The following is a 23103-nucleotide window of genomic DNA, read 5'->3' as shown; positions in this document are numbered from 1 at the left end:
CATGGCCGGACTCCCCGTGCTGACCGCTGCGGAGACCCGCGCGGCGGAAGCGGCGGCGATCGCCGCCGGCACCAGCGTGACGGCGCTGATGGACCGCGCCGGGCGCGCCGTCGCCGACCTCGCCTGGCGGATCGCCGGCGCGCACTACCCGATCCTGATCCTTTGCGGCCCCGGCAACAATGGCGGCGACGGCTATGTCGCGGCGCGCATCCTGGGCGAACGCGGCGCCCCGGTCACTGTTGCCGCGCTGGCCGACCCCACGACCGACGCTGCCCGCGCGGCGCGCGGCGGCTGGAGCGGGCCGGTGGTGCCGCTGGCGGCGGCTGACCCCGCTTTTCTGGTCATCGACGCGCTGTTTGGCACCGGCCTTACCCGCCCGCTGTCGGCCGAGGTGGAGGCGGCGCTCGCCATTCCGGCCCGCCACCGCATCGCCGTCGACGTGCCAAGCGGCGTCGCCACCGACGACGGCGCGCTGCTGGGCGCGGTGCCGCGCTACACCGCGACGCTGGCGCTCGGCGCGTTGAAGCCGGCGCATCTGCTCCAGCCCGCCGCCGGCCTTTGCGGCCGGCTGTTCGTCGCCGACATCGGCCTGTCGGCATCGGCCAGCGTCGAAACCGTCGTCCGCCCGGTGCTCGCCCCGCCGTCACCCGCCGACCATAAATATACCCGCGGCCTCGTCGCGGTCGTCGGCGGCGCGATGCCCGGCGCCGCCCGGCTTGCCGCCAGCGCCGCCGCCCATGCCGGCGCCGGCTATGTGCTGCTGCTCGGCGCCGGTGGTGGCGGCCTGCCCGACGCCGTCGTCACTCGCCCGGCCGATGTGCTGCCGGAGGTGGTGGCCGACCGCCGCCTCGGCGCGCTGCTCGTCGGCCCCGGTCTTGGCGCGGACGGCGCCGCGCCGCTGGCCGCCGCGCTCCGCGCCGCGGCGCCGCTGGTTGTCGACGGCGATGCGCTGCGCCAGGTGACGCCAGAGGCGCTGGCCGACCGCACCGCGCCCACCGTCCTGACCCCGCATGACGGCGAGTTCGCCGCGCTGTTCGGCGCGCTTCCCGGCTCGAAGATCGACCGCGCCCGCGCCGCCGCCGCCCGCGCCGACGCGGTGGTCATCGCCAAGGGCGCCGACACCGTCATCGCCGCGCCGGACGGCAGGGTGCGGGTCGCCGACGGCGCCTCGCCCTGGCTGTCAACCGCCGGTACCGGCGACGTGCTCGCCGGCATCGTCGCCGCCCAGCTCGCGCGCGGCCTCGCACCGCTGGCGGCGGCGGAAACGGCGGTCTGGCTGCATGGCGAGGCGGCCCGCCGCGCCGGCCCGGCCTTCGTCGCCGACGCGCTCGTCGCTCGCCTGCCCGCCGCGCTCGGCGCCGCGCTATGAGCGATGCCGACCTGATCGTCCGCGTCGCGGCGCGGGGCGACGGTGTCACCGCCGACGGCCGCCACGCACCGCTCGCCGCGCCCGGCGATCGCTTGCAGGGCGGCATCGTCGTTGCCGGCCCGCATCACGTCGAACCCGTCTGCCGCCATTTCCCGACCTGCGGCGGCTGCCTGCTCCAGCATCTCGACACGCCCAGCCAGACCAGCTTCGTCGCCGACCGCGTCGCCGGGGCGCTGGCGGCGCAGGGTGTGGCACCGCCGCCGTTCGCGCCGACCCACCTGTCGCCGCCGCACAGCCGCCGCCGTGCCGCCCTCCGCGCCGAACGGCGGGGAAAGCGGGTGCTGATCGGCTTCAGCGAGGGCGGCAGTCACCGCATCGTCGACATGACGGAATGCGCGATCCTGGCGCCGGAACTGTTCGCGCTGGTCGCGCCGCTGCGCGCGTTGCTCGGCGGCCTGATCGCCGACCGGCGCGGCGCGGAGATACGGATGACGCTGGCCGATCAGGGCGTCGACCTGCTGCTCGCCAAGGTGACGGCGGACGGGCTGGCGGCGGCGGAGGCGCTGACAGATTTCGCCGCCCGCCATTCGCTTGCCCGGCTGGCGATCGACGACGGCTATGGCCCGCAGACCCGGTGGGAACCGCAACCGGTGACAATCACGCTCGGCGGCGTCGCCGTGCCGCTGCCGCACAATGCCTTCCTACAGGCGACGGCGGATGGCGAGGCGGCGCTGGTCGCGGCGGTGCGGGCGGCGATTGGCGGCGCGACGACGGTCGCCGACCTGTTTGCCGGCCTCGGCACCTTCGCGCTGGCGCTGCCCGGCCGCGTCTACGCGGCGGAGGCGGGGCGCGACGCGGTGCTGGCGCTGAAGGCGGCGGCCAACGCGGCCGGGCGCCCGCTGGCGGTCGAGCATCGCGACCTGTACCGCCGGCCGCTGATGACCGCCGACCTCGACCGGTTCGCCGCTGTCGTCCTCGATCCACCGCGCGCCGGCGCGGCCGAGCAGATCGCCCAGCTCGCGGCGTCACGGGTGCCGGCGATCGCTTATGTCTCGTGCAACCCGTCCAGCTTCGCCCGCGACGCGGCGGTGCTCGTCGCCGGCGGCTACCGGCTGACCGGCATCACCCCGGTCGGCCAGTTCCGCTGGTCGACCCACGTGGAACTCTGCGCCGCCTTCGCGCGGGATAACTAGATGTGTCCGCTTCAGGCGGAATCGGCACCAGCCCACGCCCCCACCCGGCCTCCCATATGATACTGCCGTTGGGAGGCCGGGTGGGGGCGCGGGCTGGTGCCGCTCAAATCACGACAAACTCACGCGCCTAGAACACCACCACCAGCGCGCGGATCGCCAGCACAATCAGGCACAGCGTCGACACGGTGAAGATCGCGAAGCGGACCATGATCCGGTTCCATACCGCCTGGACGATGCTGTGGGCGATGCGCAGCACGACATAGGCCCAGGCGATATGCGCGACATGGCCGTCGCCGGCGCCCGCCACCGCCAGCAGCAGCGCGACGGCGTAGAAGATCGTCGGCTGTTCCATCAGGTGATTGTAATTGTCCGCCTTCCAGCGGACCTCGGGCGGCAATGTGCTGGTCAGCGTGCCCGGCGGCAGCGTCGGGTCCAGCCTGACTCGCGCCTTCTTCATCGCCGGGATGCGGGTGGCGTACATCCACCCCCACATCACCAGCGACCAGGCGATCAGAACCGCGACGGGCTTCAGTATCTCGGCAGGCATCGGCACCCTCCCCCCTCAGGAAGCGGGGAGGGTGCGCGCATCGCCTATTTGATGCAAGGCCGTAACGGTCAGTCGAAAATCTTGCCCCAGGCGCGCTTCGGCCGGTCCTTCCACGCGCCGCGGTGCCATGCGTCGGAGGCAAGCAGCGGCATGACGCTGCCCGCTTCGGCGTAGACCATCTGCTCCAGCGCGGTGTCGACCTTGCCCCAGCTTGCCGCTTCCTGCAGCGTTGAGGACGAACAGGCGCCGTCGCGCACGTCGGCGACGGTGATCTGCACCGCGTATTTGTGCATCTCGACATCCTCGTGGCCGAGGATCTCGGCGCAGACGACGGTGTCCTGGATGAAGTTCTTCGGCACGCCACCGCCGATCATCAGCAGGCCGGTGGTCCCCGCCTTGATCTTGATGTCGGTCAGCTCGCGGAAATCGGCGATCGCATCGAGCACCATGTATGGCTTGCCCGCTTTGGCGCGTTCCACCTGGTGCTTGACCAGCCCGAACCCGGCCGAGCTGTCGACGAAGGCGGGGCAGAAAATAGGCACGTCATGCTCGAACGCCAGCTTGACCAGGCTGTTGTCCTTCTTGCCGTGCCTGGACAGGTGACGGCCCATCTCGCGGATGAAGGCGCGGCTGGAATAGGGCTTCGGCTCCAGCCCCTCGGCAATCGCGAAGATCGTGTTGTCGCAGTCCTGAAGCTGCTCTTCGTCGATATAGGTGTCGTAGATGCGGTCGATGTAGAGCGAGCGCAGCGTGTTGTCGTCCGGCACCTCAAGCGCCTGATAATGCTTGTGGCCAAGCCCTTCGAAGAAATCCATGTCGACGATCGACGCGCCGGTCGCGACGACGCCGTCGATCATGTTCGAGCGCAGCAGTTCGGCATACAGGTCCATGCAGCCGCCGGCGGAGGTCGACCCGGCGATGACCAGGAAGATCGAGCAGTCCTTGTCTTCCAGCATCTGGTTGTAGATGCGGGTGGCGCGGGCCAGGTCGCGGCTGGTGAAGCTCATCTTGCCCATCGAATCGATGATCGGCCGCGCGTCGAAGCTGCGGATGTCGACATGCTCGACGGTGGTCGACAGCAATTCCGCCTTGCGGGTGTCGTTGACGGACTCGGTCATCTACAAATCTCCAGCAAACATTGTGCCGCCGCCGGCCGGCACCGCGCCCATTCCGGGTCGGTGCCGGCCCGCGCCGGCGTGACAGTCATCGGGGTCTGTTACAGCGTGACGACGTTGGACGGAACCTCGACCGCCGCATCGTCCAGGTAGAGCGATGCCATCGGCTCGTCCTCCGCCTCGTGGGTCTCGTCCGATCCGAAGCCGTTGAAGCCGGTGCGCATCGCCGCGCCATAGGCGCCGAGCATGCCGATCTCCAGATAGTCGCCGGCGCGGGTGTCGGCGGGCAGCATGAACGGCCCGACCATATGGTCGAGGTCGTCGCAGGTCGGCCCGTAGAAGCTGAACGGCATCGGCCGCGCCTCCGAATCCGGCTCGCGCAGCAGTGTGACCGGGAAGCGCCAGCCGACATGCGCTGCATCGAACAACGCGCCATAAGCGCCGTCGTTGATGTACAGTTCATCGCCGCGCCGCTTCTCGACGCGGACGACCAGCGACGAATATTCGGCGCACAGCGCGCGGCCGGGTTCGGCCCACAGCTCGGCGGAATAGCTGACCGGCAGGCTTTCGAACGCGCGGTGGATCGTCTCGAAATACCGCTCCAGCGGCGGCGGCTCCATGCCGGGGTAAACCGACGGGAACCCACCGCCGACGTCGATCACGTCGACGGTCACCGCTGCCTCGACGATCGCCGCGCGCACCCGCTCCATCGCCTCGGCATAGGCTTCCGGCGTCATCGCCTGCGATCCGACATGGAAGCAAATGCCGAGCGCATCCGCCGCCTGCCGCGCGGCGAACAGCAGCGCCTTCGCCTCGTCCGGCGCGGCGCCGAACTTGGCGGCCAGGCTCAGCTTGCTGTGTTCCGACGACACGCGCAGCCGGACGCACAGCGTCAGGTCGGTCGCGTCGTTGGTCGCGCGCATGATTTTCTCAAGCTCGTCCAGGCTGTCGAGCGAGAAGGTGCGGATGCCGTGAGTGAAATACGCCTCGGCGATCGCCTCTTCCGCCTTGACCGGGTGCATGAAGCACAGGGTCGCCTGCGGCAGCGTCGCTGCCACCAGCCGCACCTCGGCGATCGAGGCGACGTCATAGTGGGTGACGCCGGCATCCCACAGGATGCGCAGCAGGTCGGGGGACGGGTTCGCCTTGACCGCGTACAGCGTCCGGCCCGGAAACTTCTCGACGAAGAAGCGGGCCGCGCGCCGGGCGGCGTGCGGGCGGACGAGCGTGACCGGCTGAACCGGCCGCAGGGCGGCAGCTAGCCCCAGCGCGCTATGATGCTTGTGCAACTCAAGGGACCTCCGGGGGACAGTGTCTCGACAAAGCTGCCTTGCGGTGGAAGTCCCTTGGGGCAGCGGACGGGCGATATAGAAATAGCGTACCCCCCTGTAAAGGGATTGAATCGCCGAATGGATTGAGACAGGGACGGAACGTGATTAACCAACGGCTACCCACCCGAGACGGCGTTTCCAACGCCTTGAAAAAGATCGGCGAAATCGTGCCGCCAACCCCGCTGCTGCCGCTGGTCCACGCCGGCGTCACGCTGTGGTGCAAGGCCGAATCGCTGCAGCCGATGGGCGCGTTCAAGCTGCGCGGCGCCTGGCACCGACTCACCGCCCTCGATGCGGAGGCCCGCGCGCGCGGAGTCGTCGCCTTTTCGTCGGGCAACCATGCGCAGGGCGTCGCCTGGGCGGCGCGGCGGCTGTGCATCGCCGCCGCCATCGTCATGCCGCGCGACGCCCCGGCGGCGAAGCTGGCGGCGACCCGGGCGCTCGGCGCCGAAATCATCCTCTACGACCGGCTGAGCGAAAGCCGCGAGGCGATCGCGGCCGCGCTTGCCGCCGAACGCGGCGCGACGCTGGTGCCCAGCTTCGCCGATCCGTGGGTGGTGGAGGGGCAGGGCAGCGCCGGGCTGGAGGCATTGGCCCAGATGCCGGAACCGCCGGCCCGGGTCGTCGTGCCCTGCGGCGGCGGCGGCCTGTCGTCCGGCATCGCGCTCGCCCTGCCGGACGCGGAGATCGTCGTCGTCGAGCCGGAGGGGTGGGACGATATGGGCCGCTCGCTGGCGGCGGGCACCATTTTGCCGGTTGAAACCCCGGCGCCGCCGACGGCGTGCGACGCCCTGCAGACCTTCCGCACCGATCCGATCACCTTCGACATATTGAAGGCGCGCGGCGCGCGTGGCGTTTCGGTCAGCGAAGCGCAGGTCGGTGCGGCGATGGCGGAGGCTTTCGCCCGGTTGCGGCTGGTGGTCGAACCGGGCGGGGCGGTGGCGCTGGCCGCCGTTCTCGCCGGGGTGGTGCCGCCGGTCGATCGCACGCTCGTCATCCTGTCGGGCGGCAATGTCGATCCCGCCACCTTTTGCCGGATGATCGGGCAATGATCGGCGGCGGGTTCGCGGCGGTGTTGAGCGTGGTGATGCTGGTCGCCGCCGCGCTGATCATCGGCGGCGTCTATCTTCTGCGTACCGGTCAGGATCGCAAGCGCGGCTGGCTGATGCTGGTCGCCGCGCTTGTGCTGTTCGGCAACGTGCTGGTCTGGTCGGTTTAGCCGCGCCGGTTTCTCGCCGGTTCCGGCTGCCGTGGCTGCGTAATTCCGTTCCATAGCGGGGCAGGCGCATTTCGTCCCGCCGGGGCTGACCCGCAATCATACTTTATCCCGCTTTAACGATTGTGGGCATGCGCCGGCACGCCGTCAACGAAGGGGTGAAGTATGAAAATGTCTCGTTTGCTGTCCTACGGCGTCGCCGCCGGCATGGGCATGTTGGTCGCCGGCGCTGCCACCGCCGAGCCGGTCTATCTCAACAAGGACAACATCACCGTGGCGCTGGGCGCCAGCCACGCCGCGCAGGTCGCCGCCAACCCGACCTACGGGCCGTTCGTCGACATCTCGATCACCAGGGCGCTGGCCAACATCATCGATGCGCCGAGCGCCACCTACGAGGAAGTGCACACGTCCGGCGGCAGCGGCACCCACATCTGGGTCAGCGGCGGCCCGCTTGAGCTCGATTTCGACTTTCAGGCCGAATATGACCTGACGACGCTGCATTTCTGGAACTACCTGACCAACCAGTACAGCGTCGATACGATCGTGTTCACCTTCTACGATGCCGCCCGCAACCAGGTCGGCACGCTGACGGAATCGCCGCGCCTCGGTCGTAACGGCGCGAGCGGGCCGATCATCCCGGAAGATTATGCGCTGAACTTCCCGTCGCGCGTCCGCTACGTCAACGCGGTGTTGAGCGGCAGCAACGGCGAGGTCGATTTCAACAATATCGGCTTCACCGCCCAGCTTTCGCCGCCGGTCAACGGCGTGCCGGAACCGGCAACCTGGGCGATGTTGATCGCCGGCTTCGGCATGGTCGGTGCCGGGATGCGGAAACGGACACGCACTCCCGTCACCTGCGCCTGACGGCCGACGACAGGGCGCCGCCGGTTCGTGGGGAACCGGCGGCGCCCTTTTTTATGGGCGCGTCACTTGATCGGCGAATCCGGCGCCAGCCGCATGTCCAGGTAATTGTCGACGCTGCGCATCAGGTCGGGCATTTCATGCTCGAAGAAATGGTTCGCGCGCGGGATCACGTCGTGATGGATGGTGATGTGGCGCTGGGTCCGCAGCTTGTCGACCAGCTTCTGCGTCGCCGACGGCGTCACCACCTCGTCCGCCTCACCCTGGATGATGATGCCCGATGACGGGCAGGGGGCGAGGAAGGTGAAGTCGTACATGTTGGCGGGCGGCGCGATCGAGATGAAGCCGCGCACCTCCGGCCGCCGCATCAGCAACTGCATGCCGATCCACGCGCCGAAGCTGAACCCGCCGATCCACGTCGTCTGCGCTTCCGGGTGAAAGCTCTGCACCCAGTCGAGCGCGGCGGCGGCGTCGGACAGTTCGCCGATGCCGTTGTCGAAGCTGCCCTGGCTCTTGCCGACGCCGCGGAAGTTGAAGCGCAGCGTCGCGAAGCCGCGCCGGACGAACGTCTGGTACAGCGCCTGGACGATGTGATTGTTCATCGTCCCGCTCGACGGGTGGGGATGGAGGATCATCGCCACCGGCGCGCGCGGGCGCGGCGGCGGGCTGAAACGACCTTCGAGGCGGCCTTCGGGGCCGGGGATGATGACTTCGGGCATCGCACCTGCTGAACGAAAAATGACAGAATGGCGCCGCGCGGGTGGCGCGGGGGAGAAAGCCTATATAATTGTGAGGGCGGAATTCGCAATCTTTGGGAACCGCCTTGGCCAGCCGCCTCTACCTTGACCATGCCGCGACGACGCCGGTGACCGCGCCGGCCGCCGCCGCCTACGCGGCGGGGATCGCGCACTGGGCCAACCCGTCGTCGCCGCACGCAGAGGGGCGGGCGGCCCGCGCCGCGCTGGAGGATGCCCGCGCGCGGATCAAGGCGGCGCTCGGCTGGGATGGCGAACTGATCTTCACCAGCGGCGCCAGCGAGGCGATCCACATCGCGCTGACCCGCGCCGATGCCGATGCGCGGCTGGTGTCCGGGGTGGAGCATGACGCGGTGCACCGGGTTGCGCCCAAGGCGTTCTTTCTGCCGGTGCAGGCCGACGGCACCGTCGCCCGCGACGCGCTGGCCGGCCGGCTTGGCGCGCTCGGCGCGAAACGGCCGCTGGTCGCGATCCAGGCGGTCAACAGCGAGACCGGCGTGGTCCAGCCGCTCGCCGATCTTGCGGCGGTGGTGCGCGGCGCCGGTGGCCTGCTGTTCGCCGACTGCGCCCAGTCGGCGGGCAAGCTGGCGCTGCCGCCGGCCGATCTGATCGCGCTGTCCGGGCATAAATTCGGCGCGCCGCCGGGGATCGGCGCGCTGCTGGTCAGCGATTTCGCGCTGCTCAGCCCGAGCGGCGGGCAGGAACAGGGCTATCGCCCCGGCACGGAGAATCTGCCCGGCGCTCTGGCGATGGCGGCCGCGCTGGAGGCGCCGCGCGGCTGGATAGACCGCGCCCGCGACCTGCGCGCCCATCTCGACGGCGCGGTCGAGGCGGCCGGGGGCCAGGCGGTGGCGCGGCGCAGCGAACGCTCGCCGGCGATTGCTTCCTACCGGATGCCCGGCGTCGCCGCTTCCGCCCAGCTGATCCAGTTCGACCTTGCCGGCATCGCGGTGTCGGCGGGCAGCGCCTGCTCGTCCGGCACGCTGAAGCCAAGCCATGTCCTGGCCGCGATGGGCTGGGACGAAGCGGCGTCGCGCGAGGTGATCCGGGTCAGCTTCGGCCCCGATACCAGCCGTGCCGACGTCTACCGCTTCCTCGAACAATGGAAGCGGATCGCCGCCGACGCTCGCAGCCGCGCGGCATGAGCGCCCCCGTCTACCTCGATTATCAGGCGACGACGCCGCTGGCGCCGGAGGCACGGGCGGCAATGCTGCCCTGGCTGGGCGAGGCGTTCGGCAATCCGCATTCCGCGCACCGCATGGGCCGGGCGGCGCGCGCGGCGGTGGAGGTGGCGCGCGACGCCGTCCGCGCTGCGCTGGCGCTGCCGGGCGGGCGGCTGCTGTTCACCGGCGGCGCGACCGAGGCGATCAACACCGCATTGAAGGGCGCCGCCGCCACCGCCGCGCCCGGCCGCCGCCGCATCGTCACCGTCGCGACCGAGCACGCCGCCGTGCTCGACAGCGCCGGCTGGCTGGGCAGCCAGGGGTTTGAAGCGGTATTGCTTGGCGTCGACGCCGCCGGGCTGGTCTCGCTCGACGAAGCGCGGCGGGTGATCGACGAACGCACCTCCATCGTCGCGGTGATGCTGGTCAATAACGAGATCGGCGTGGTTCAGCCGGTCGCGGAACTGGCGGCGATCGCCCGTGCCGCCGGGGCGCTGTTCCTGTGCGACGCGGTGCAGGGTTTCGGCCGGGTGCCGGTGCCGGCGGCCGACATGGTCGCCATTTCCGCCCACAAGGTCCACGGGCCGAAGGGCATCGGCGCGCTGTGGATCGCCGACGGGGTGGAGATCGCGCCGCTGATCCACGGCGGCGGGCAGGAGGAAGGGCTGCGTTCGGGGACGCTGGCCCCGGCGCTGTGCGCCGGCTTCGGTGCCGCCGCCGGGCTGCTGCGCGACCATGCGGCGCGGGACCATGCCCATGTCGCCGAACTCTGGGCGCTGGCCCGGACCGCGCTGCCCGGCTGGACGCTGAACGGCGATGCGGAGCGCCGCTACCACGGCAATCTTAACATCCGCCGCGACGGGGTGGATTCGGCGCGGCTGATCTCGGCGGTCCGCGATGTCGCCTTTTCCGCCGGCTCGGCCTGCGCCAGCGGTTCGGGCCGGCCCAGCCATGTGCTGCGCGCCCTTGGACTGGACGACCGGCTGGCGCGCGCCAGCATCCGGCTCGGCTTCGGCCGCTATACGACGCGCGAGGAACTGGCCCGCGCGCTGGCGTTGATCGATGCGGCCGCGGCGGCGCAGCGGGGGACGGCATGACCCGCGTCCGCTTCGTCAGCGCCGACGGCCGTTCGGCGCGGGAGGTGGAGGCGGCGCCCGGCGCCAAGCTGCTCGACATCGCCCAGGCCGACGGCCAGCCGCTGGAGGGGACCTGCGAGGGCCAGATGGCCTGTTCGACCTGCCATGTCATCGTCGATGCCGCCGATTTCGCGAAGCTGCCGCCGGCGACGGAGATGGAGGAGGATATGCTCGATCTTGCCGCCGGGGCGACGCGGACCAGCCGGCTGGCCTGCCAGATCCACCTGGACGGCGGCCTGACCGAACTGACCGTGCGCATCCCGGCGGAAAGCCGCAACATGCAGGGGCGCTGAGCAGGCAAAAAAAAGCGGCCGTGCCACCCGCCGGAGCGAGGGCACGGCCGCCGTCATCTGCGGATCAGGCGAAGGAGACCGAGCTGGTCACCCGGCGCCGGCGCATCGCGCCGCCGATCAGGCCGAAACCGGCGATCAGCATCGCCCAGGTCGTCGGCTCCGGCACGGTGCCGGTCACTTCGCGGACGATCTTCTTGCGCAGCGCCGCTTCGAAGTCGTCGAAAGTGGAGGCATGCAGCGAGAAGGCGCCGTTGCCGGCAATTACGTTGCCGCAATTCGCGCCGTTGCCGATGCCGATGCAGTTGATCTGATCGATGCCGGCGGCAAGCGCGTCAGCGCGCGAGGTGGCCAGGTTGGGCCCAACGTTGTGCGCGCCGTCGGTCGACACGTCGATCAGCTGGCGGTCAGAGGTGATGGCGTTGCTGAAGATGTCAGCGGTCGCGGCATTGATCGCGCGCGAGATGCTGGTGCTGCCACCCGGCTGAACCATGCCGTTCAGCGCGGCGATCAGCGCACCGTGGTTGGCGGCGGTGATCTCGGCGAAGCTGAACACGGTGGTGACGTTGGTGCCGAACAGATAGACGCCGATCGCGACCGATCCGTCCTGCGGCAGCACGCTCAGGTCGCTCAGCACGCTGACATAGGCTTCGCGCTGCAGCTTGAACTGGTTGCCGCTAATGCTGCCGGAGCCGTCGATGGCAAGCGCCAGTTCCAGCGTGGCGGCGCCGGCCGGAACGGCGGAGATGCCGACGGCAAGCGCGGCGGCCATCGCCGTGCGGCGAAGGAATTTACTCGAAGACATACGTATTCCCCTAAATCGGTGTGCGTGGACGATTGGATGGGGCGACCTTGGCTCTCGTTAACTTTTCGTTAGCATTTGTTCATGTTTTTGTATTGTATAAGCGCGACATTCTGCGGTGCACGGGTCCCATCCTGGGACATCTTGCGCCGGCGCGCGGGAGCCTCCATATGGCGGTTGGGAGTCGGGCGGACGGCGCCGTCGCCAACCCGGTCAGGTCCGGAAGGAAGCAGCCGCAACGATTTCGTGTCGGGTCGTTCCGGCTCCCACCTGCCCCCCTCTTATACATCCATCCCGTCGCGGCCGTGCCGTGCCGCGTCCACACAAGCCGCCGCTTCCACACAGGGGAATCAGACTCTAAGGGTTCCCGGATGGCCGAATCCCAACCCTATCGCGTCCTCGCGCGCAAATATCGCCCGCAGACCTTCGCCGAGCTGATCGGCCAGGACGCGATGGTGCAGACGTTGGGCAACGCCATCCGCAACGGCCGGCTGGCCCATGCCTTCCTGCTCACCGGTGTGCGCGGCGTTGGAAAGACGTCGACGGCGCGGCTGATCGCCAAGGCGCTGAACTGCGTCGGGCCGGACGGGCAGGGCGGGCCGACGATAGACCCGTGCGGCCAGTGCGAACCGTGCCGGGCGATCGCCGAGGGCCGGCATATCGACGTGATCGAAATGGACGCCGCCAGCCACACCGGCATCGACGACATCCGCGAGATCATCGAGGCGGCGCGCTATGCGGCGGTCTCCGCCCGCTACAAGATCTACATCATCGACGAAGTGCATATGCTGTCGAAGGCGGCGTTCAACGGCCTGCTCAAGACGCTTGAGGAACCGCCGGCCCACGTCAAGTTCCTGTTCGCGACGACGGAGGTCAACAAGGTGCCGGTGACGGTGCTGTCGCGCTGCCAGCGCTTCGACCTGCGCCGGATCAGCGCCGACCAGCTCGCCGCCCATTTCGGCCGGGTGGCAGAGGCGGAAGGCGTGTCGGCGGAGCCGGAGGCGCTGGCGCTGGTCGCGCGGGCGGCGGAAGGGTCGGCGCGCGACGGCCTGTCGATCCTCGACCAGGCGATCGCCCATGCCGGAACGGAAGGCAGCGGCATGGTTACCGCCGCGCAGGTGCGCGACATGCTAGGCCTGTCCGATCGCGGCGCGATCCGCCGGCTGTTCGCGGTGCTGCTCGCCGGCCAGGCGACGGAGGCGCTCGCCGCGCTGCGCGCCCAGCACGACATGGGGGTGGAACCGGCGGCGGTGCTGCGCGCGCTGCTCGAAATCGTCCATGGCGTGACCCTGCGCCGGGTCGGTACGCCGGGCGACCCGGCGCAGTCGGATGAGGAGCGCCAGGCCTATGCCGACTGGGCGGCGGGCCTGTCCTTCGCCGCGCTCCACCGGCTGTGGCAATTGCTGCTCAAGGGGCACGATGAAACCACGCGCGCCGCGTTGCCGCTGGAAACGGCGGAAATGGCGCTGCTCCGGGTCATCCACGCTTCCGGCCTGCCTGATCCCGGCGCGCTGGCGGAACGGCTCGCTGGTGCGGCTGCCGGGGCGCCGGCCGCGTCATCCGCGCCGCCGTCGTCGGGCGCTGCGCCCGCCGCGCAATTTCCTGCCGATTTTCGGGCGATGATCGACCTTGTCGAACGGAGCGGCCGTCGTCAGATTGCGCTGCAGCTGCATGACTGCGTCGGCCTGCAGCGTTATGCGCCGCCGCTACTGGCGATCCGTCCGGCGCGGCCGCTGCCCAGCGACTTCAACCGCGACCTCGCCGCCGCGCTGAAGGCCGCGACCGGGGCGGACTGGACGATCACCACCGATGACGGCGCGGCAGAGCCGAGCCTGATCGAGCAGCAGCGCGCCGCCGAAACCGCCGCGCGCGACGCGATTCTTGCGGCGCCTCTGGTCCGCGCGGCGCTGGATGCCTTTCCAGACGCCGAGCTGATCGACTACAGGCCGCGCGACGCCAGGAGTGCATGACATGGATATCGAAAAGATGATGCGAGCCGCGCAGGAAGCGGCCGAAACCATCCAGAAGCAGATGACGGAGGCGCAGGCGGCGCTCGACACGATAGAGGTGGAGGGCGCGTCGGGCGGCGGACTGGTCAAGGTCCGCGCCAGCGCCAAGGGCCGGATCATCGGCGTGGCCATCGACGAAACGTTGCTCGCGCCGTCGGAAAAGCAGATATTGGAGGATCTGGTCGTCGCCGCGTTCAACGACGCCCGCACCAAGGCCGACGCCATCTCGAACGAGGAAATGAGCAAGCTGAAGGGTGGCCTCCCGCTGCCGCCGGGTTTCAAGCTGCCGTTCTGATCGCGGCTATATCGGCCCACCCCGGCGCGCGCCGGGGAGGCCGCCAGCCCATGTGTACGCTCCGCGCGCCGGCTCAGCGCAGGCAGGCGTCCAGCCCGTCGCGCCGGACGATGCCGACGCGGCGGGAAATCGCGTTGCCGTAGCGGCGGGTATAGCCGGTCGGGGCGGCGCCGGGCCGCTTCTTGGGCAGCGGCAGCACCGCGGCGATCCGGCTCGCCTCGGTCGCGCTCAGCCGGGTCGCGTCATGGCCGAAATAGCGCTGCGCCCCGGCGTTGACGCCGTAGGTGGCGATGCCGGTCTCGGCGATGTTCAGATAGACTTCCATGATCCGCTTCTTGCCCCAGATCGTTTCGATCAGCAGGGTGAACCACGCCTCCAGCCCCTTGCGGAACAAGCCGCCGCCCTGCCACAGAAACGCGTTCTTCGCCGTCTGCTGGCTGATCGTCGATCCGCCGCGCAGCACGCGGCCGCCCTGGGCGTTGCGCTTCATTGCCGCGGCGATCGCGTCGACGTCGAAGCCGTGGTGGCTGCAGAATTTCGAATCCTCGGCGGCGATCGCCGCGCGCGCCATGTTCGGGTCGGTCCGCGCCAGGCTCAGCCAGTCCTTGGTGACGCTGCGCCCGCCCAGCACGTCGCCGATCATCGTGACGGTGAGCGGCGGCGGCACGAAACGGTACGCCGTGACCCAGAGCAGGCTCAGCCCGACGAACCACAGCACCGCCTTCAGCAGCAGGCGCAGGATGCGCGCGGGAACGGATTTTCGGGTGCGGGAACGCGCGGCCATCGCCCGGCCTTACCGGATCGCGCCGCGAATATGAACAGTCCGCCGCTGGGGCCGTTGACGTCCGGCGCGGCCGCCGTCCAGCGCAAACGAAAACGGGGCGTCGGATCGCTCCGACGCCCCGTCCTACCGATTGGCGCGGGTTCTTGCGAACCCGGCGAAATCAGTTGGTCTTCGCCATTTCGGTCTGGGCCTTGTTGAACGTCTTGGTCAACTGGCTGCCGAGGCTGGTCATCGCGGTGATCGCGGCGATCGCGATCAGGGCGGCGATCAGGCCGTATTCGATGGCGGTCGCGCCCTTCTTGTTGGCGAGAATGTTACGGATAAGCTTCATAACCGATCTCCTTGGTCGAAAGTGACTGTCACCCGGCGGCTTTGAATTCGATTCCAAGCCGCAATGAAGCCTCTAGGAGGGAGCTGGTTGAGAAAAACTTAAGCGCCGCAAGTAAATGCTATTAACAAATACTTACCCGGTGGCGAATTTTGCGGCGACCCGCGCCCATATGTCGATGGACGTACCGGCGAATGCCGTAAGCGACCCAAGAATACCGAGAGAAATCAACGCGGCGACTAGGCCGTATTCAATCGCGGTCGCACCGCGCAGGTCGCGGGCGAGGCGTCCGACACATCCACGCATGGTGGTATCCGATCATATGCTGTTCCAAAGCGCCACGACGCTATGGTCCGGGGCGTTAAAAAAGCCTTATGAGCGCCGGCATGGAAAGCAGAACGGATCAACTTCTGGTGGTCGCGGCGGCGCTGGTCGATGCCGACGGCCGTGTCCTCGTCCAGCAGCGGCCGGAGGGCAAGGCGATGGCCGGGCTGTGGGAATTTCCCGGCGGCAAGGTCGAGCCGGGCGAAACCCCGGAAGCGGCGCTGATCCGCGAACTGGCGGAGGAACTGGGCATCGCCACCGATCAGGCCTGCCTCGCCCCGGCCGCCTTCGCCAGCGCCCCGCTCGGCGAGCGCCACCTGATCCTGCTGCTCTATGTCTGCCGCAAATGGCGCGGTATCCCGGAACCGCGTGAGGCGCCGGCGCTTAAATGGGTGCGCCCGCTCGCGCTTCACTCCCTGGCGATGCCGCCGGCCGACAAGCCGCTGATCGGCCTGCTCGACGCGCTGCTGTGAGCGGTTTTCCCTTGCCCGAACCGATGCGGATCGCCCTCGCGCTGGCGGCGGAGGCGGGCGCGGCGGGGGAAGTGCCGGTCGGCGCGGTCGTGGTGCGCGAAGGGGTGATCGTCGGCCGCGCCGCCAACGCCACCCGCCGGCTGAACGACCCGACCGCCCATGCCGAAATCCTCGCCATCCGCGCCGCCGCCGCCCATCTGAACGCGGAGCGGCTGACCGATTGCGCGCTCTATGTCACGCTGGAGCCGTGCGCGATGTGCGCCGGCGCGATCGCCCATGCGCGGATCGCCCGGCTCTATTATGCCGCCGCCGATCCGAAGGGTGGCGCGGTCGAGCATGGCGGCCGCATCTTCGCCCAGCCGACCTGCCACCACCGGCCGGAGGTCTACCCCGGCATCGGCGAGGCGGAGGCGGCCGCCCTGCTCAGGACCTTCTTCGCCAGCCGGCGCTGAACCGGCACGGCCGGCGCTGAACCGGCACCGCCCCAAAGCCAGCCGGCGTCAGTACCGCCGACCGTCCTCGGCGCGCAGCGGCTCGATGCGGATCTCGACCCGGCGGTTGGCGGCGCGGCCCTCGGCGGTGTCGTTGCTGGCGATCGGCTGGCTCTCGCCGAAACCGCGGGTGCCGATCCGCGCCGGGTTGACCCCGCGCATGCCGAGATAATCGGCAACCGCGCGCGCCCGCCGTTCCGACAGCGCCTGATTATAATCGTCGCTGCCCTGCGAATCGGTGTGGCCGTACACGTCGACCAGCGTCGAATCATAGCGGGCCAGCGTGTCCGCCACCTGGTCGAGCGTCGTGCGGAAGCGCGGCTCGATCGCCGACTGGTCGGTGGCGAAGGTGACGTTGGACGGCATGTCGAGCACCAGGCTGTCGCCATCGCGGCGGACGTCGACGTCGGTGCCGGCGGTGCGGGCGCGCAGCTCGCGTTCCTGCCGGTCCATATAAGTGCCGACCCCGGCGCCGGCGAGCGCGCCGATGCCGGCACCCAGCACCTTTTCGGTCCGGTCGTGCCGACCGCCGACGATGTCGCCGAGCAGATAGCCGCCGAGCGCACCGCCGATCGCGCCGATCCCGGCCTTGGACATGCGGCGCTGCCCGGTATCCGGGTCGGTGGTGCAGGCGGCGGTGGTCGCGACGAGCGCGGTCGCGGCGATGATGCGGGTAAAGGATGATGCGAGCATATGGCGTCCCCGTAACGATATGGTTTGAACCTCAACCGCCCGCGTCCTGATCGGTTCCCGCTGAACCGGTGATGATCGCATGGTTGTGAAACGGACAGTTTCGCGGCAAAGGGGATTTGACCGCATCATGCCGCCGCTCTCTCCCTTCCCCTGGCTCGACGTCGCGATCATCCTCGCGCTGATCGCTCTCAACGGCCTGTTCGCCATGTCGGAACTGGCGATCGTCTCCGCCCGCCGCCCCCGGCTGCAGGCGATGGAAAAGGCCGGCCGCCCCGGCGCCCGTGCCGCGCTGGCCCTCGCCGCCGATCCGGGCAAGTTTCTGTCGACGGTGCAGATCGGCATCACCCTGATCGGCATCGTCGCCGGCGCTTATTCCGGGGCCAGCCTCGGCGGGCCGGTGGCGGAACGGATTGCCCGGCTCGGCGTCGATCCGGCGCATGCCCGCACCATCGGTTTCGCGCTGGTCATCGGCCTGACCACCTATGCGTCGCTGATCGTCGGCGAACTGGTGCCGAAACAGATCGCGCTGCGCACGCCGGAGCCGATCGCGGTGTTCATGGCGAAACCGATGCTGTGGCTGGCCCGGCTGACCGCGCCGATCGTCTGGCTGCTCGACCGCAGCAGCAGCCTGATCTTCCGGCTGATCGGCCTGAAGCGGGAACGCGACGCGCGGGTGACGGCGGAGGAACTGCAACTGATCGTCGCCGAAGCCAGCCGCTCCGGCGTGATCGAGGAAAGCGAACGGGCGATCATCTCCGGCGTCGTCCGCCTCGCCGACCGGCCGGTGCGCGAAGTGATGACGCCGCGCAACCAGATCGACTGGATCGATGTCAACGCCGATGCCGCGACCGTCGCGGCGCGGCTGGCGGAAACGCCGCATACCCGCCTGCCGGTTGCCGACGGCTCGGTCGACGACGTCGTCGGCGTGCTGCAAAGCCGGGACGTGATGGCGGCGCTGGTCGCCGGTCGCCCGCTCCACCTGCGCGCGCTGATGCGCCCGGTGCAGGCGGTGCCGGACCAGCTCGACGCGATGGACGCGCTGGAAGCGCTGCGCGCGGCGGAAGTGCCGATGGTCGTTGTCCACGACGAATATGGCCATCTCGACGGCATCCTGACCCCGGCCGATCTGCTGATCGCGATTGCCGGCGAATTCGTGTCGGATCGCGACGAGGGCACCGACCCCGATCTGGTCGAGCGTGAGGACGGCAGCCTGCTCGTCTCCGGCGCGATGTATGCCGATACGCTCGCCGAACGGCTGGGCATCACCCTGCCGGACGATCGCGACTATGCGACGGTGGCCGGTTTCGCCCTGTCGGTGCTGCGTCGCCTGCCGACGGTCGGCGAACATTTCGTCGAACAGCGCTGGCGCTTCGAGATCGTCGACATGGACGGCCGCAAGATCGACAAGCTGCTGGTCACCGCCCAGCCCTGACCGGTCGTCCGGCTGGCTATTCGACACGGCGGGCCACCCGTATTCCGGCACATTCCGGTCAGGCGTGTCCAGTAAAGCGCCGGGCCTTCGCTGCAATACCCTTCAGCGGGGGTGAAGCGGGGGGGGCGAATGCCGCCGCCCGTCAAAGCTTGCCGAACTTCGCCTCGAAACCGGCGGTGTCGCCCTTCGCCAGATAACCGGCCTGCTCGACCCACTTGTCGCGGGCGGCGCGGCCCTTGAACGCGCCCAGCTGCGCGTCGATGCGCGCCAGCTCGGCATCGCTCCAGCCGGCGATCTGCTCGAAACGGCTGACGCCCAGCTCGTTCAGCAGCACCGCCAGCTTGGGGCCGACGCCTTTCAGCAGCAGCAGGTCGTCCGGCGTGGCCGGCGTGGCGGCGGGCGCCGCTTTCGGCTTGACGGCGGCTTTCGGCTTCGCGGTGGGCTTCGGCGCGGCGGGCGCTTTCGCCGCCGGTGCCTTGGCCACGGTCTTGGGCTTCGCCGGGGCGGCCGGCTTGGCCGGGACCGGCTTTGCTGCCGGCGCTGTCTTCGCGACCGGCGGGGCAGGCGGGGCAACCGGTGCCGGCGCGGCCTCTGCCGGGGCGGGCGCGCTGGTCAGCGGCTGCGGCGCGACCGGCGGCGGGGTGGTGGCGCGCTCCAGCGGCGCGGGGGCCGGGGCTTCCGGCACCTTCGGCGCATCGGGCGTGGCGCCGGTGCGGGTGTCGATGCTCTTGCTCCGGCCGAGCAGCCACCACAGGCCGACGGCGATCACCAGCAGGACAAGCAGTATCAAAGGCCAATTGGCGGGCATGGCATTCCCCCTTGCGATTCCGCGCCGAATCCTAAGCCGAAACCGCCTCTTTGCAACCCTTGCGGGCCTGTGTCATTTTCTCTCCAACCCCCGAAGAAAGGCGAATGCGAAGGGAAACAGAGGATGCAAGCATCGGACCGGGGCCTTCCGCCCGCGCAGGATTTGATCTGTCTGATCGCCCGCAATCGCCTGGGCACCTACTGCGTACCCGCCGCTTCTCCCCTGCGCCAATGCGCGCGTGTCGTCGCTGGAGGCGGCGTCTACGAACCGCGGACAATCGAATTTCTTCGCCGGCATGCCGGTGCCGACGACGTCGTCCACGCCGGGACTTTCTTCGGCGATTTCCTGCCCGGCGTGTCGCGGGCGCTCGCCCCCGGCGCCCGGCTGTGGGCGTTCGAGCCGGTTCACGTCAACTATGTCTGCGCGGCGATCACCGGCCAGTTGAACGGGCTGGACAATGTCGTGCTGACCCATGCCGGGCTGGGCGATGCGGCCAGCGAAGCGGAAATCGCCACCCACGACGCGATCGGCCAGCTGCTTGGCGAACTGAGCTATATCCAGACCGGGGCGCCGTCGCACGCCGTCGGCGCGGGGGAAGCGATCCGCATCGTGCGGATCGACGATATCGTCCCCGCCGACCGGGCGGTCAGCATCATCCAGCTCGACGTCGAGGGGTTCGAGGAACCGGCACTGACCGGCGCGCTCGCCATCATCCACCGGTGCAAGCCGATCATCCTGCTTGAAAACCTGCCGTCGGAAGACTGGATCGCCACGCATCTCACCCCGCTCGGCTACCGCCTGCGGCGGGGCGTCCATGCCAATGCGGTCTATTCGGTCACGCCGATATCGTCGCTGTGGCAAAGCCTGCGCTGGCAGCTGCGCGGCCTTGCCCGCACCGTGATCCCCAATACGGTGCGGCGGCGCTTGCGGCGGATACAGGCGGCGCTGAAGGCGCGGGGCGGCAGCATGCCGGTCGCCGCCGCGCCAACCACCGCCACGGTCGACGGCATCGTCTACCGGCTGGTGCCCCCCGCCGGCTAGGCGCCGGCCTCGCGGGCCACTTCGCGCCAGCCGATGTCGCTGCGGCAGAAGCCGGTCGGGAAGCGGATCGCGGCGACGGCGCGATAGGCGGCGTCGCGCGCCGCGCTGACGCTGGCGCCGGTCGCGGTCACCGCCAGCACCCGGCCGCCATTGGCAATCAGCCCGCCGTCGGCGTCCCGGCCGGTGCCGGCGTGGAACAGCGTCGCGCCGGTCGCCTCGGCGGCGTCCAGCCCGGCGATGCTGCCGCCCTTTTCCGGCGTGCCGGGATAGCCGTTCGCCGCCATCACCACGGTCAGCGCGGCGTCCGGGCTGAACACCGGCGCCGGCGCTTCGGCCAGCCGCCCCTCGGCGGTGGCCAGCATCAGTTCGAGCAGGTCGCCGGTAAAGCGCGGCATCAGTACCTGCGCTTCCGGGTCGCCAAAGCGGACATTGTATTCGATCAGCTTCGGTCCGTCGGCGGTCAGCATCAACCCGGCATAGAGCACGCCCGAATAGGGGGTCCCCGCCGCCGCCATCGCCCGGACCGTCGGTTCGACGATCTCGGCCATCGCCCGCGCCTCCAGCGCCGGGGTCAGCACCGGCGCCGGGCTGTAGGCGCCCATGCCGCCGGTATTGGGGCCGGTGTCGCCGTCGCCGACGCGCTTGTGGTCCTGCGCCGCACCGAACGGCACGACGCTTTGCCCGTCGCTGATCGCGAACAGGCTGGCTTCCTCGCCCTCCAGGAATTCCTCCAGCACCAGCGGGCCGCCGGCCAGCGCGCGCACCGCCGCTTCCGCCTCGGCGCGGGTGGTGGCGATGACCACGCCCTTGCCCGCCGCCAGACCGTCCGCCTTGATCACCACGGGCAGGCCGAACCGGGCGAGCGCGTCCAGCGCCGCGTCGGTCGAATCGGTGCTCAGATAGGCGGCGGTCGGTATGCCGGCGCTGGCGCACAGCGCCTTGGTGAAGGCTTTCGATCCTTCGAGTTGCGCCGCCGCCCGGTCGGGGCCGAAGACCGCTATGCCGGCGGCGCGCAGGCTGTCGGCCAGCCCGTCGACCAGCGGCGCTTCCGGTCCGACGACGACCAGGGCGATCGCCTGCGTGCGGGCAAAGGCGATCACCGCCGCATGGTCGGTCGCGTCCAGCGCGACGCATTCGGCGTGCCGCGCGATTCCCGGGTTGCCCGGCGCGGCGTAAAGCTTGCTCAGCAGGCGCGATTGCGCCAGTTTCCACGCCAGCGCATCTTCGCGCCCGCCCGATCCCAGCAGCAGGACTTTCATGACCGATACCCCTTCCTTCGACGCCGCCGGCCGGCTCGTAGCCGAGGAAGGCTTTGGCGACAACGCGCCGGCGCTGACCGTCAGCGAATTGTCCGGCGCGCTGAAACGGATGGTGGAGGACCGGTTCGGCCATGTCCGGCTGCGCGGTGAGATTTCCGGGTGGAAGCGCGCCGCGTCCGGCCACGCCTATCTGGCGCTGAAGGACGACAAGGCGCTGATCGACGCGGTGTTGTGGAAAGGCACCGTCGCCCGCCTGCCGTTCGGCCCGGAAGACGGCATAGAGGTGATCGCGACCGGCAAGCTGACCACCTATCCCGGCCGCTCCAAATACCAGATCGTCGTCGAATCGCTGGAACTGGCCGGTGAAGGCGCGCTGATGCTGCTGTTGGAAAAGCTGAAGGCCAAGCTGGCCGGGGAGGGGCTTTTCCAACAGGAGCGCAAACGCAACTTGCCATTCCTCCCCGGTGTGATTGGGGTGATAACCTCGCCGACAGGCTCGGTCATTCGCGACATCCTCCACCGCCTCGCCGACCGCTGCCCCAGCCGCGTCGTCCTCTGGCCGGTCGCCGTCCAGGGCGCCGGTGCCGCCGAGCAGGTCGCCGCCGCGCTGCGCGGGTTCGATGCCCTCTCTCCCGGCGGCCCGGTGCCCCGGCCGGATCTGGTCATCGTCGCCCGCGGCGGCGGCTCGATCGAGGATCTGTGGGCGTTTAACGAGGAAGTCGTCGTCCGCGCCATCGCTGCCTGCTCGATCCCGACGATCTCCGCCGTCGGCCATGAAACCGACACCACGCTTGCCGACTACGCCGCCGACATGCGCGCGCCGACCCCGACCGCCGCCGCCGAGATCGCTGTCCCCGTCCGCGCCGAGCTGCTCGCCGGCTTGCGCGAGCGTGGCGCCCGCATGGAACGCTGCGCCCGCCGCTATCATGAGCGCGGTGCCGAGCGGCTGGCCGGGCTTGCGCGCCTGCTGCCCACCCCGGCGCTGCTGCTCGACCCGCAACGCCAGCGCGCCGCTGATCTCGGCGAACGGCTGCGGCGCGGCCTTGGTCGCCGGCTGTCCGATGCGCGCGGCGATCTCGCCCGCGCCGGCGGCGCGCTCCGCCCCGGCCTGCTTCGCGCCGGGCTGGATCGCGCGGCGCACAGGCTGGCCGCCGTCTGGCGCGTCGCCGTCACCCTGAACCCGGACAATGTGCTGTCGCGCGGCTATGCCTGGGTCGCGGCGCGCCCGTCAGGCGCGGTTGTTGCCGACGCGGCCGCCGCCCGCTCCGCCGCGGCGCTCAGCCTTCACTTCGCCGACGGCAGCGTCGATGTCCGGGTTGAGCGCACCGGCGGGCGTGCCTATGTCGCGGACAAGCCCGACCAGCCGACCCTGTTATAGGAGTGATGAA

General features: G+C 69.9%; 26 protein-coding genes and 1 other RNA gene. 16 read left to right on the top strand and 11 right to left on the bottom strand.

Annotation, left to right across the window (positions count from 1 at the left end; genetic code table 11):
* The first annotated feature begins 1 nt into the window (after position 1).
* Positions 2-1369: an NAD(P)H-hydrate dehydratase gene (locus ACMT1E_RS11550; protein ID WP_414900380.1), complete on the top strand. Its 1368-nt coding sequence runs from the start codon at positions 2-4 to the stop codon at positions 1367-1369.
* Positions 1366-2562: a class I SAM-dependent RNA methyltransferase gene (locus ACMT1E_RS11545; protein WP_414900379.1), complete on the top strand. Its 1197-nt coding sequence runs from the start codon at positions 1366-1368 to the stop codon at positions 2560-2562. The genes ACMT1E_RS11550 and ACMT1E_RS11545 overlap by 4 nt, the downstream gene beginning before the upstream one ends.
* 127 nt (positions 2563-2689) lie before the next feature.
* On the opposite strand, the gene ACMT1E_RS11540 is transcribed toward ACMT1E_RS11545, so the two are convergent.
* The 3 genes from ACMT1E_RS11540 to ACMT1E_RS11530 all read right to left on the bottom strand — a co-directional run bounded on the left by ACMT1E_RS11540 (position 2690) and on the right by ACMT1E_RS11530 (position 5513).
* Positions 2690-3109, bottom strand: coding sequence for an MAPEG family protein (locus ACMT1E_RS11540; protein ID WP_414900378.1), 420 nt, complete (start codon positions 3107-3109; stop codon positions 2690-2692).
* 68 nt (positions 3110-3177) lie between these two features.
* Entirely contained in the window at positions 3178-4227 is a 1050-nt protein-coding gene (locus ACMT1E_RS11535) for a 1,9-bis(guanidino)-5-aza-nonane synthase (RefSeq protein WP_414900377.1), read from the bottom strand.
* A 98-nt stretch (positions 4228-4325) separates the two neighbouring features.
* Positions 4326-5513, bottom strand: a complete 1188-nt coding sequence (locus ACMT1E_RS11530; protein WP_414900376.1) for a type III PLP-dependent enzyme — start codon at positions 5511-5513, stop codon at positions 4326-4328.
* 188 nt (positions 5514-5701) lie between these two features.
* Here ACMT1E_RS11530 and ACMT1E_RS11525 point away from each other — a divergent pair, with 188 nt between their 5' ends.
* The 3 genes from ACMT1E_RS11525 (at position 5702) to ACMT1E_RS11515 (ending at position 7635) form a co-directional block, all read left to right on the top strand.
* Positions 5702-6607, top strand: coding sequence for a threonine ammonia-lyase (locus ACMT1E_RS11525; protein WP_414900375.1), 906 nt, complete (start codon positions 5702-5704; stop codon positions 6605-6607).
* Positions 6604-6774, top strand: coding sequence for a hypothetical protein (locus ACMT1E_RS11520; protein ID WP_414900374.1), 171 nt, complete (start codon positions 6604-6606; stop codon positions 6772-6774). The genes ACMT1E_RS11525 and ACMT1E_RS11520 overlap by 4 nt, the downstream gene beginning before the upstream one ends.
* Before the next feature lie 162 nt (positions 6775-6936).
* The gene (locus ACMT1E_RS11515) at positions 6937-7635 is read left to right on the top strand and encodes a PEPxxWA-CTERM sorting domain-containing protein (protein ID WP_414900372.1); all 699 of its coding nucleotides are present in this window, start codon (positions 6937-6939) and stop codon (positions 7633-7635) included.
* Between the two features lie 62 nt (positions 7636-7697).
* Here the strand turns inward: ACMT1E_RS11515 and ACMT1E_RS11510 are convergent, their stop codons facing one another.
* A complete protein-coding gene (locus ACMT1E_RS11510; protein WP_136162223.1) occupies positions 7698-8351 on the bottom strand; it encodes an alpha/beta hydrolase in 654 nt (217 codons plus the stop codon).
* Positions 8352-8455: 104 nt separating this feature from the next.
* Between ACMT1E_RS11510 and ACMT1E_RS11505 the strand changes: the two genes are divergently transcribed.
* From ACMT1E_RS11505 to ACMT1E_RS11495, 3 genes are read left to right on the top strand one after another with little or no spacing between them, the layout of a single operon-like run.
* A complete protein-coding gene (locus ACMT1E_RS11505; RefSeq protein WP_414900371.1) occupies positions 8456-9532 on the top strand; it encodes a cysteine desulfurase family protein in 1077 nt (358 codons plus the stop codon).
* Complete coding sequence (locus ACMT1E_RS11500) at positions 9529-10647, top strand: cysteine desulfurase family protein (protein ID WP_414900369.1); 1119 nt, start codon at positions 9529-9531, stop codon at positions 10645-10647. Before ACMT1E_RS11505 ends, ACMT1E_RS11500 begins: the two co-directional genes overlap by 4 nt.
* Positions 10644-10979, top strand: a complete 336-nt coding sequence (locus tag ACMT1E_RS11495) for a 2Fe-2S iron-sulfur cluster-binding protein (protein ID WP_414900367.1) — start codon at positions 10644-10646, stop codon at positions 10977-10979. Before ACMT1E_RS11500 ends, ACMT1E_RS11495 begins: the two co-directional genes overlap by 4 nt.
* Positions 10980-11043: 64 nt before the next feature.
* Here ACMT1E_RS11495 and ACMT1E_RS11490 read toward each other — a convergent pair whose 3' ends face one another.
* Complete coding sequence (locus ACMT1E_RS11490; RefSeq protein WP_414900366.1) at positions 11044-11781, bottom strand: DUF1194 domain-containing protein; 738 nt, start codon at positions 11779-11781, stop codon at positions 11044-11046.
* 173 nt (positions 11782-11954) lie between these two features.
* Between ACMT1E_RS11490 and ffs the strand changes: the two genes are divergently transcribed.
* From ffs to ACMT1E_RS11475, 3 genes are all read left to right on the top strand, one after another.
* Positions 11955-12052, top strand: an RNA gene (ffs, locus tag ACMT1E_RS11485) — signal recognition particle sRNA small type.
* A gap of 97 nt (positions 12053-12149) precedes the next feature.
* Positions 12150-13748, top strand: coding sequence for a DNA polymerase III subunit gamma/tau (locus ACMT1E_RS11480; protein WP_414900364.1), 1599 nt, complete (start codon positions 12150-12152; stop codon positions 13746-13748).
* A gap of 1 nt (position 13749) precedes the next feature.
* Positions 13750-14082 (top strand): YbaB/EbfC family nucleoid-associated protein, encoded by a 333-nt coding sequence (locus ACMT1E_RS11475; RefSeq protein ID WP_414900363.1) that lies wholly within the window; start codon positions 13750-13752, stop codon positions 14080-14082.
* A gap of 73 nt (positions 14083-14155) precedes the next feature.
* On the opposite strand, the gene mtgA is transcribed toward ACMT1E_RS11475, so the two are convergent.
* The 3 genes from mtgA to ACMT1E_RS11460 form a co-directional block, all read right to left on the bottom strand.
* Entirely contained in the window at positions 14156-14866 is a 711-nt protein-coding gene (mtgA, locus tag ACMT1E_RS11470; RefSeq protein ID WP_414900361.1) for a monofunctional biosynthetic peptidoglycan transglycosylase, read from the bottom strand.
* 160 nt (positions 14867-15026) lie between these two features.
* Positions 15027-15197 (bottom strand): Flp family type IVb pilin, encoded by a 171-nt coding sequence (locus ACMT1E_RS11465; RefSeq protein WP_414900360.1) that lies wholly within the window; start codon positions 15195-15197, stop codon positions 15027-15029.
* A gap of 132 nt (positions 15198-15329) precedes the next feature.
* Positions 15330-15500 carry a Flp family type IVb pilin gene (locus ACMT1E_RS11460; protein ID WP_414900358.1) on the bottom strand — a complete coding sequence of 57 codons (171 nt, stop codon included), beginning with the start codon at positions 15498-15500 and terminating at the stop codon, positions 15330-15332.
* An 80-nt stretch (positions 15501-15580) separates the two neighbouring features.
* On the opposite strand from ACMT1E_RS11460, the gene ACMT1E_RS11455 reads away from it, so the two are divergent.
* Together ACMT1E_RS11455 and ACMT1E_RS11450 are read left to right on the top strand one after the other, a co-directional pair.
* Entirely contained in the window at positions 15581-15991 is a 411-nt protein-coding gene (locus ACMT1E_RS11455; RefSeq protein WP_414900357.1) for a (deoxy)nucleoside triphosphate pyrophosphohydrolase, read from the top strand.
* Between the two features lie 23 nt (positions 15992-16014).
* Positions 16015-16443 carry a nucleoside deaminase gene (locus tag ACMT1E_RS11450; protein WP_414903405.1) on the top strand — a complete coding sequence of 143 codons (429 nt, stop codon included), beginning with the start codon at positions 16015-16017 and terminating at the stop codon, positions 16441-16443.
* 48 nt (positions 16444-16491) lie between these two features.
* Here ACMT1E_RS11450 and ACMT1E_RS11445 read toward each other — a convergent pair whose 3' ends face one another.
* Positions 16492-17175 (bottom strand): OmpA family protein, encoded by a 684-nt coding sequence (locus ACMT1E_RS11445; RefSeq protein ID WP_414900356.1) that lies wholly within the window; start codon positions 17173-17175, stop codon positions 16492-16494.
* Positions 17176-17302: 127 nt separating this feature from the next.
* On the opposite strand from ACMT1E_RS11445, the gene ACMT1E_RS11440 reads away from it, so the two are divergent.
* A complete protein-coding gene (locus tag ACMT1E_RS11440; protein WP_414900355.1) occupies positions 17303-18607 on the top strand; it encodes a hemolysin family protein in 1305 nt (434 codons plus the stop codon).
* Between the two features lie 142 nt (positions 18608-18749).
* On the opposite strand, the gene ACMT1E_RS11435 is transcribed toward ACMT1E_RS11440, so the two are convergent.
* On the bottom strand, positions 18750-19415 hold the full coding sequence (locus tag ACMT1E_RS11435; protein ID WP_414900354.1) for a hypothetical protein: 666 nt from the start codon (positions 19413-19415) through the stop codon (positions 18750-18752).
* A gap of 123 nt (positions 19416-19538) precedes the next feature.
* On the opposite strand from ACMT1E_RS11435, the gene ACMT1E_RS11430 reads away from it, so the two are divergent.
* A complete protein-coding gene (locus tag ACMT1E_RS11430; RefSeq protein ID WP_414900353.1) occupies positions 19539-20456 on the top strand; it encodes an FkbM family methyltransferase in 918 nt (305 codons plus the stop codon).
* Here ACMT1E_RS11430 and purD read toward each other — a convergent pair.
* Complete coding sequence (gene purD, locus ACMT1E_RS11425; protein WP_414900352.1) at positions 20453-21715, bottom strand: phosphoribosylamine--glycine ligase; 1263 nt, start codon at positions 21713-21715, stop codon at positions 20453-20455. The two genes, ACMT1E_RS11430 and purD, sit on opposite strands and share 4 nt — an antisense overlap.
* Here purD and xseA point away from each other — a divergent pair.
* Positions 21714-23093: an exodeoxyribonuclease VII large subunit gene (gene xseA / locus ACMT1E_RS11420; protein WP_414900351.1), complete on the top strand. Its 1380-nt coding sequence runs from the start codon at positions 21714-21716 to the stop codon at positions 23091-23093. The two genes, purD and xseA, sit on opposite strands and share 2 nt — an antisense overlap.
* Positions 23094-23103 lie beyond the last annotated feature (10 nt).

Origin of the sequence: Sphingomonas flavalba (assembly GCF_047553045.1) — a bacterium.
GTDB lineage: Bacteria > Pseudomonadota > Alphaproteobacteria > Sphingomonadales > Sphingomonadaceae > Sphingomonas_L > Sphingomonas_L flavalba_A.
This window is presented reverse-complemented; position numbering and strand designations above follow the sequence as displayed.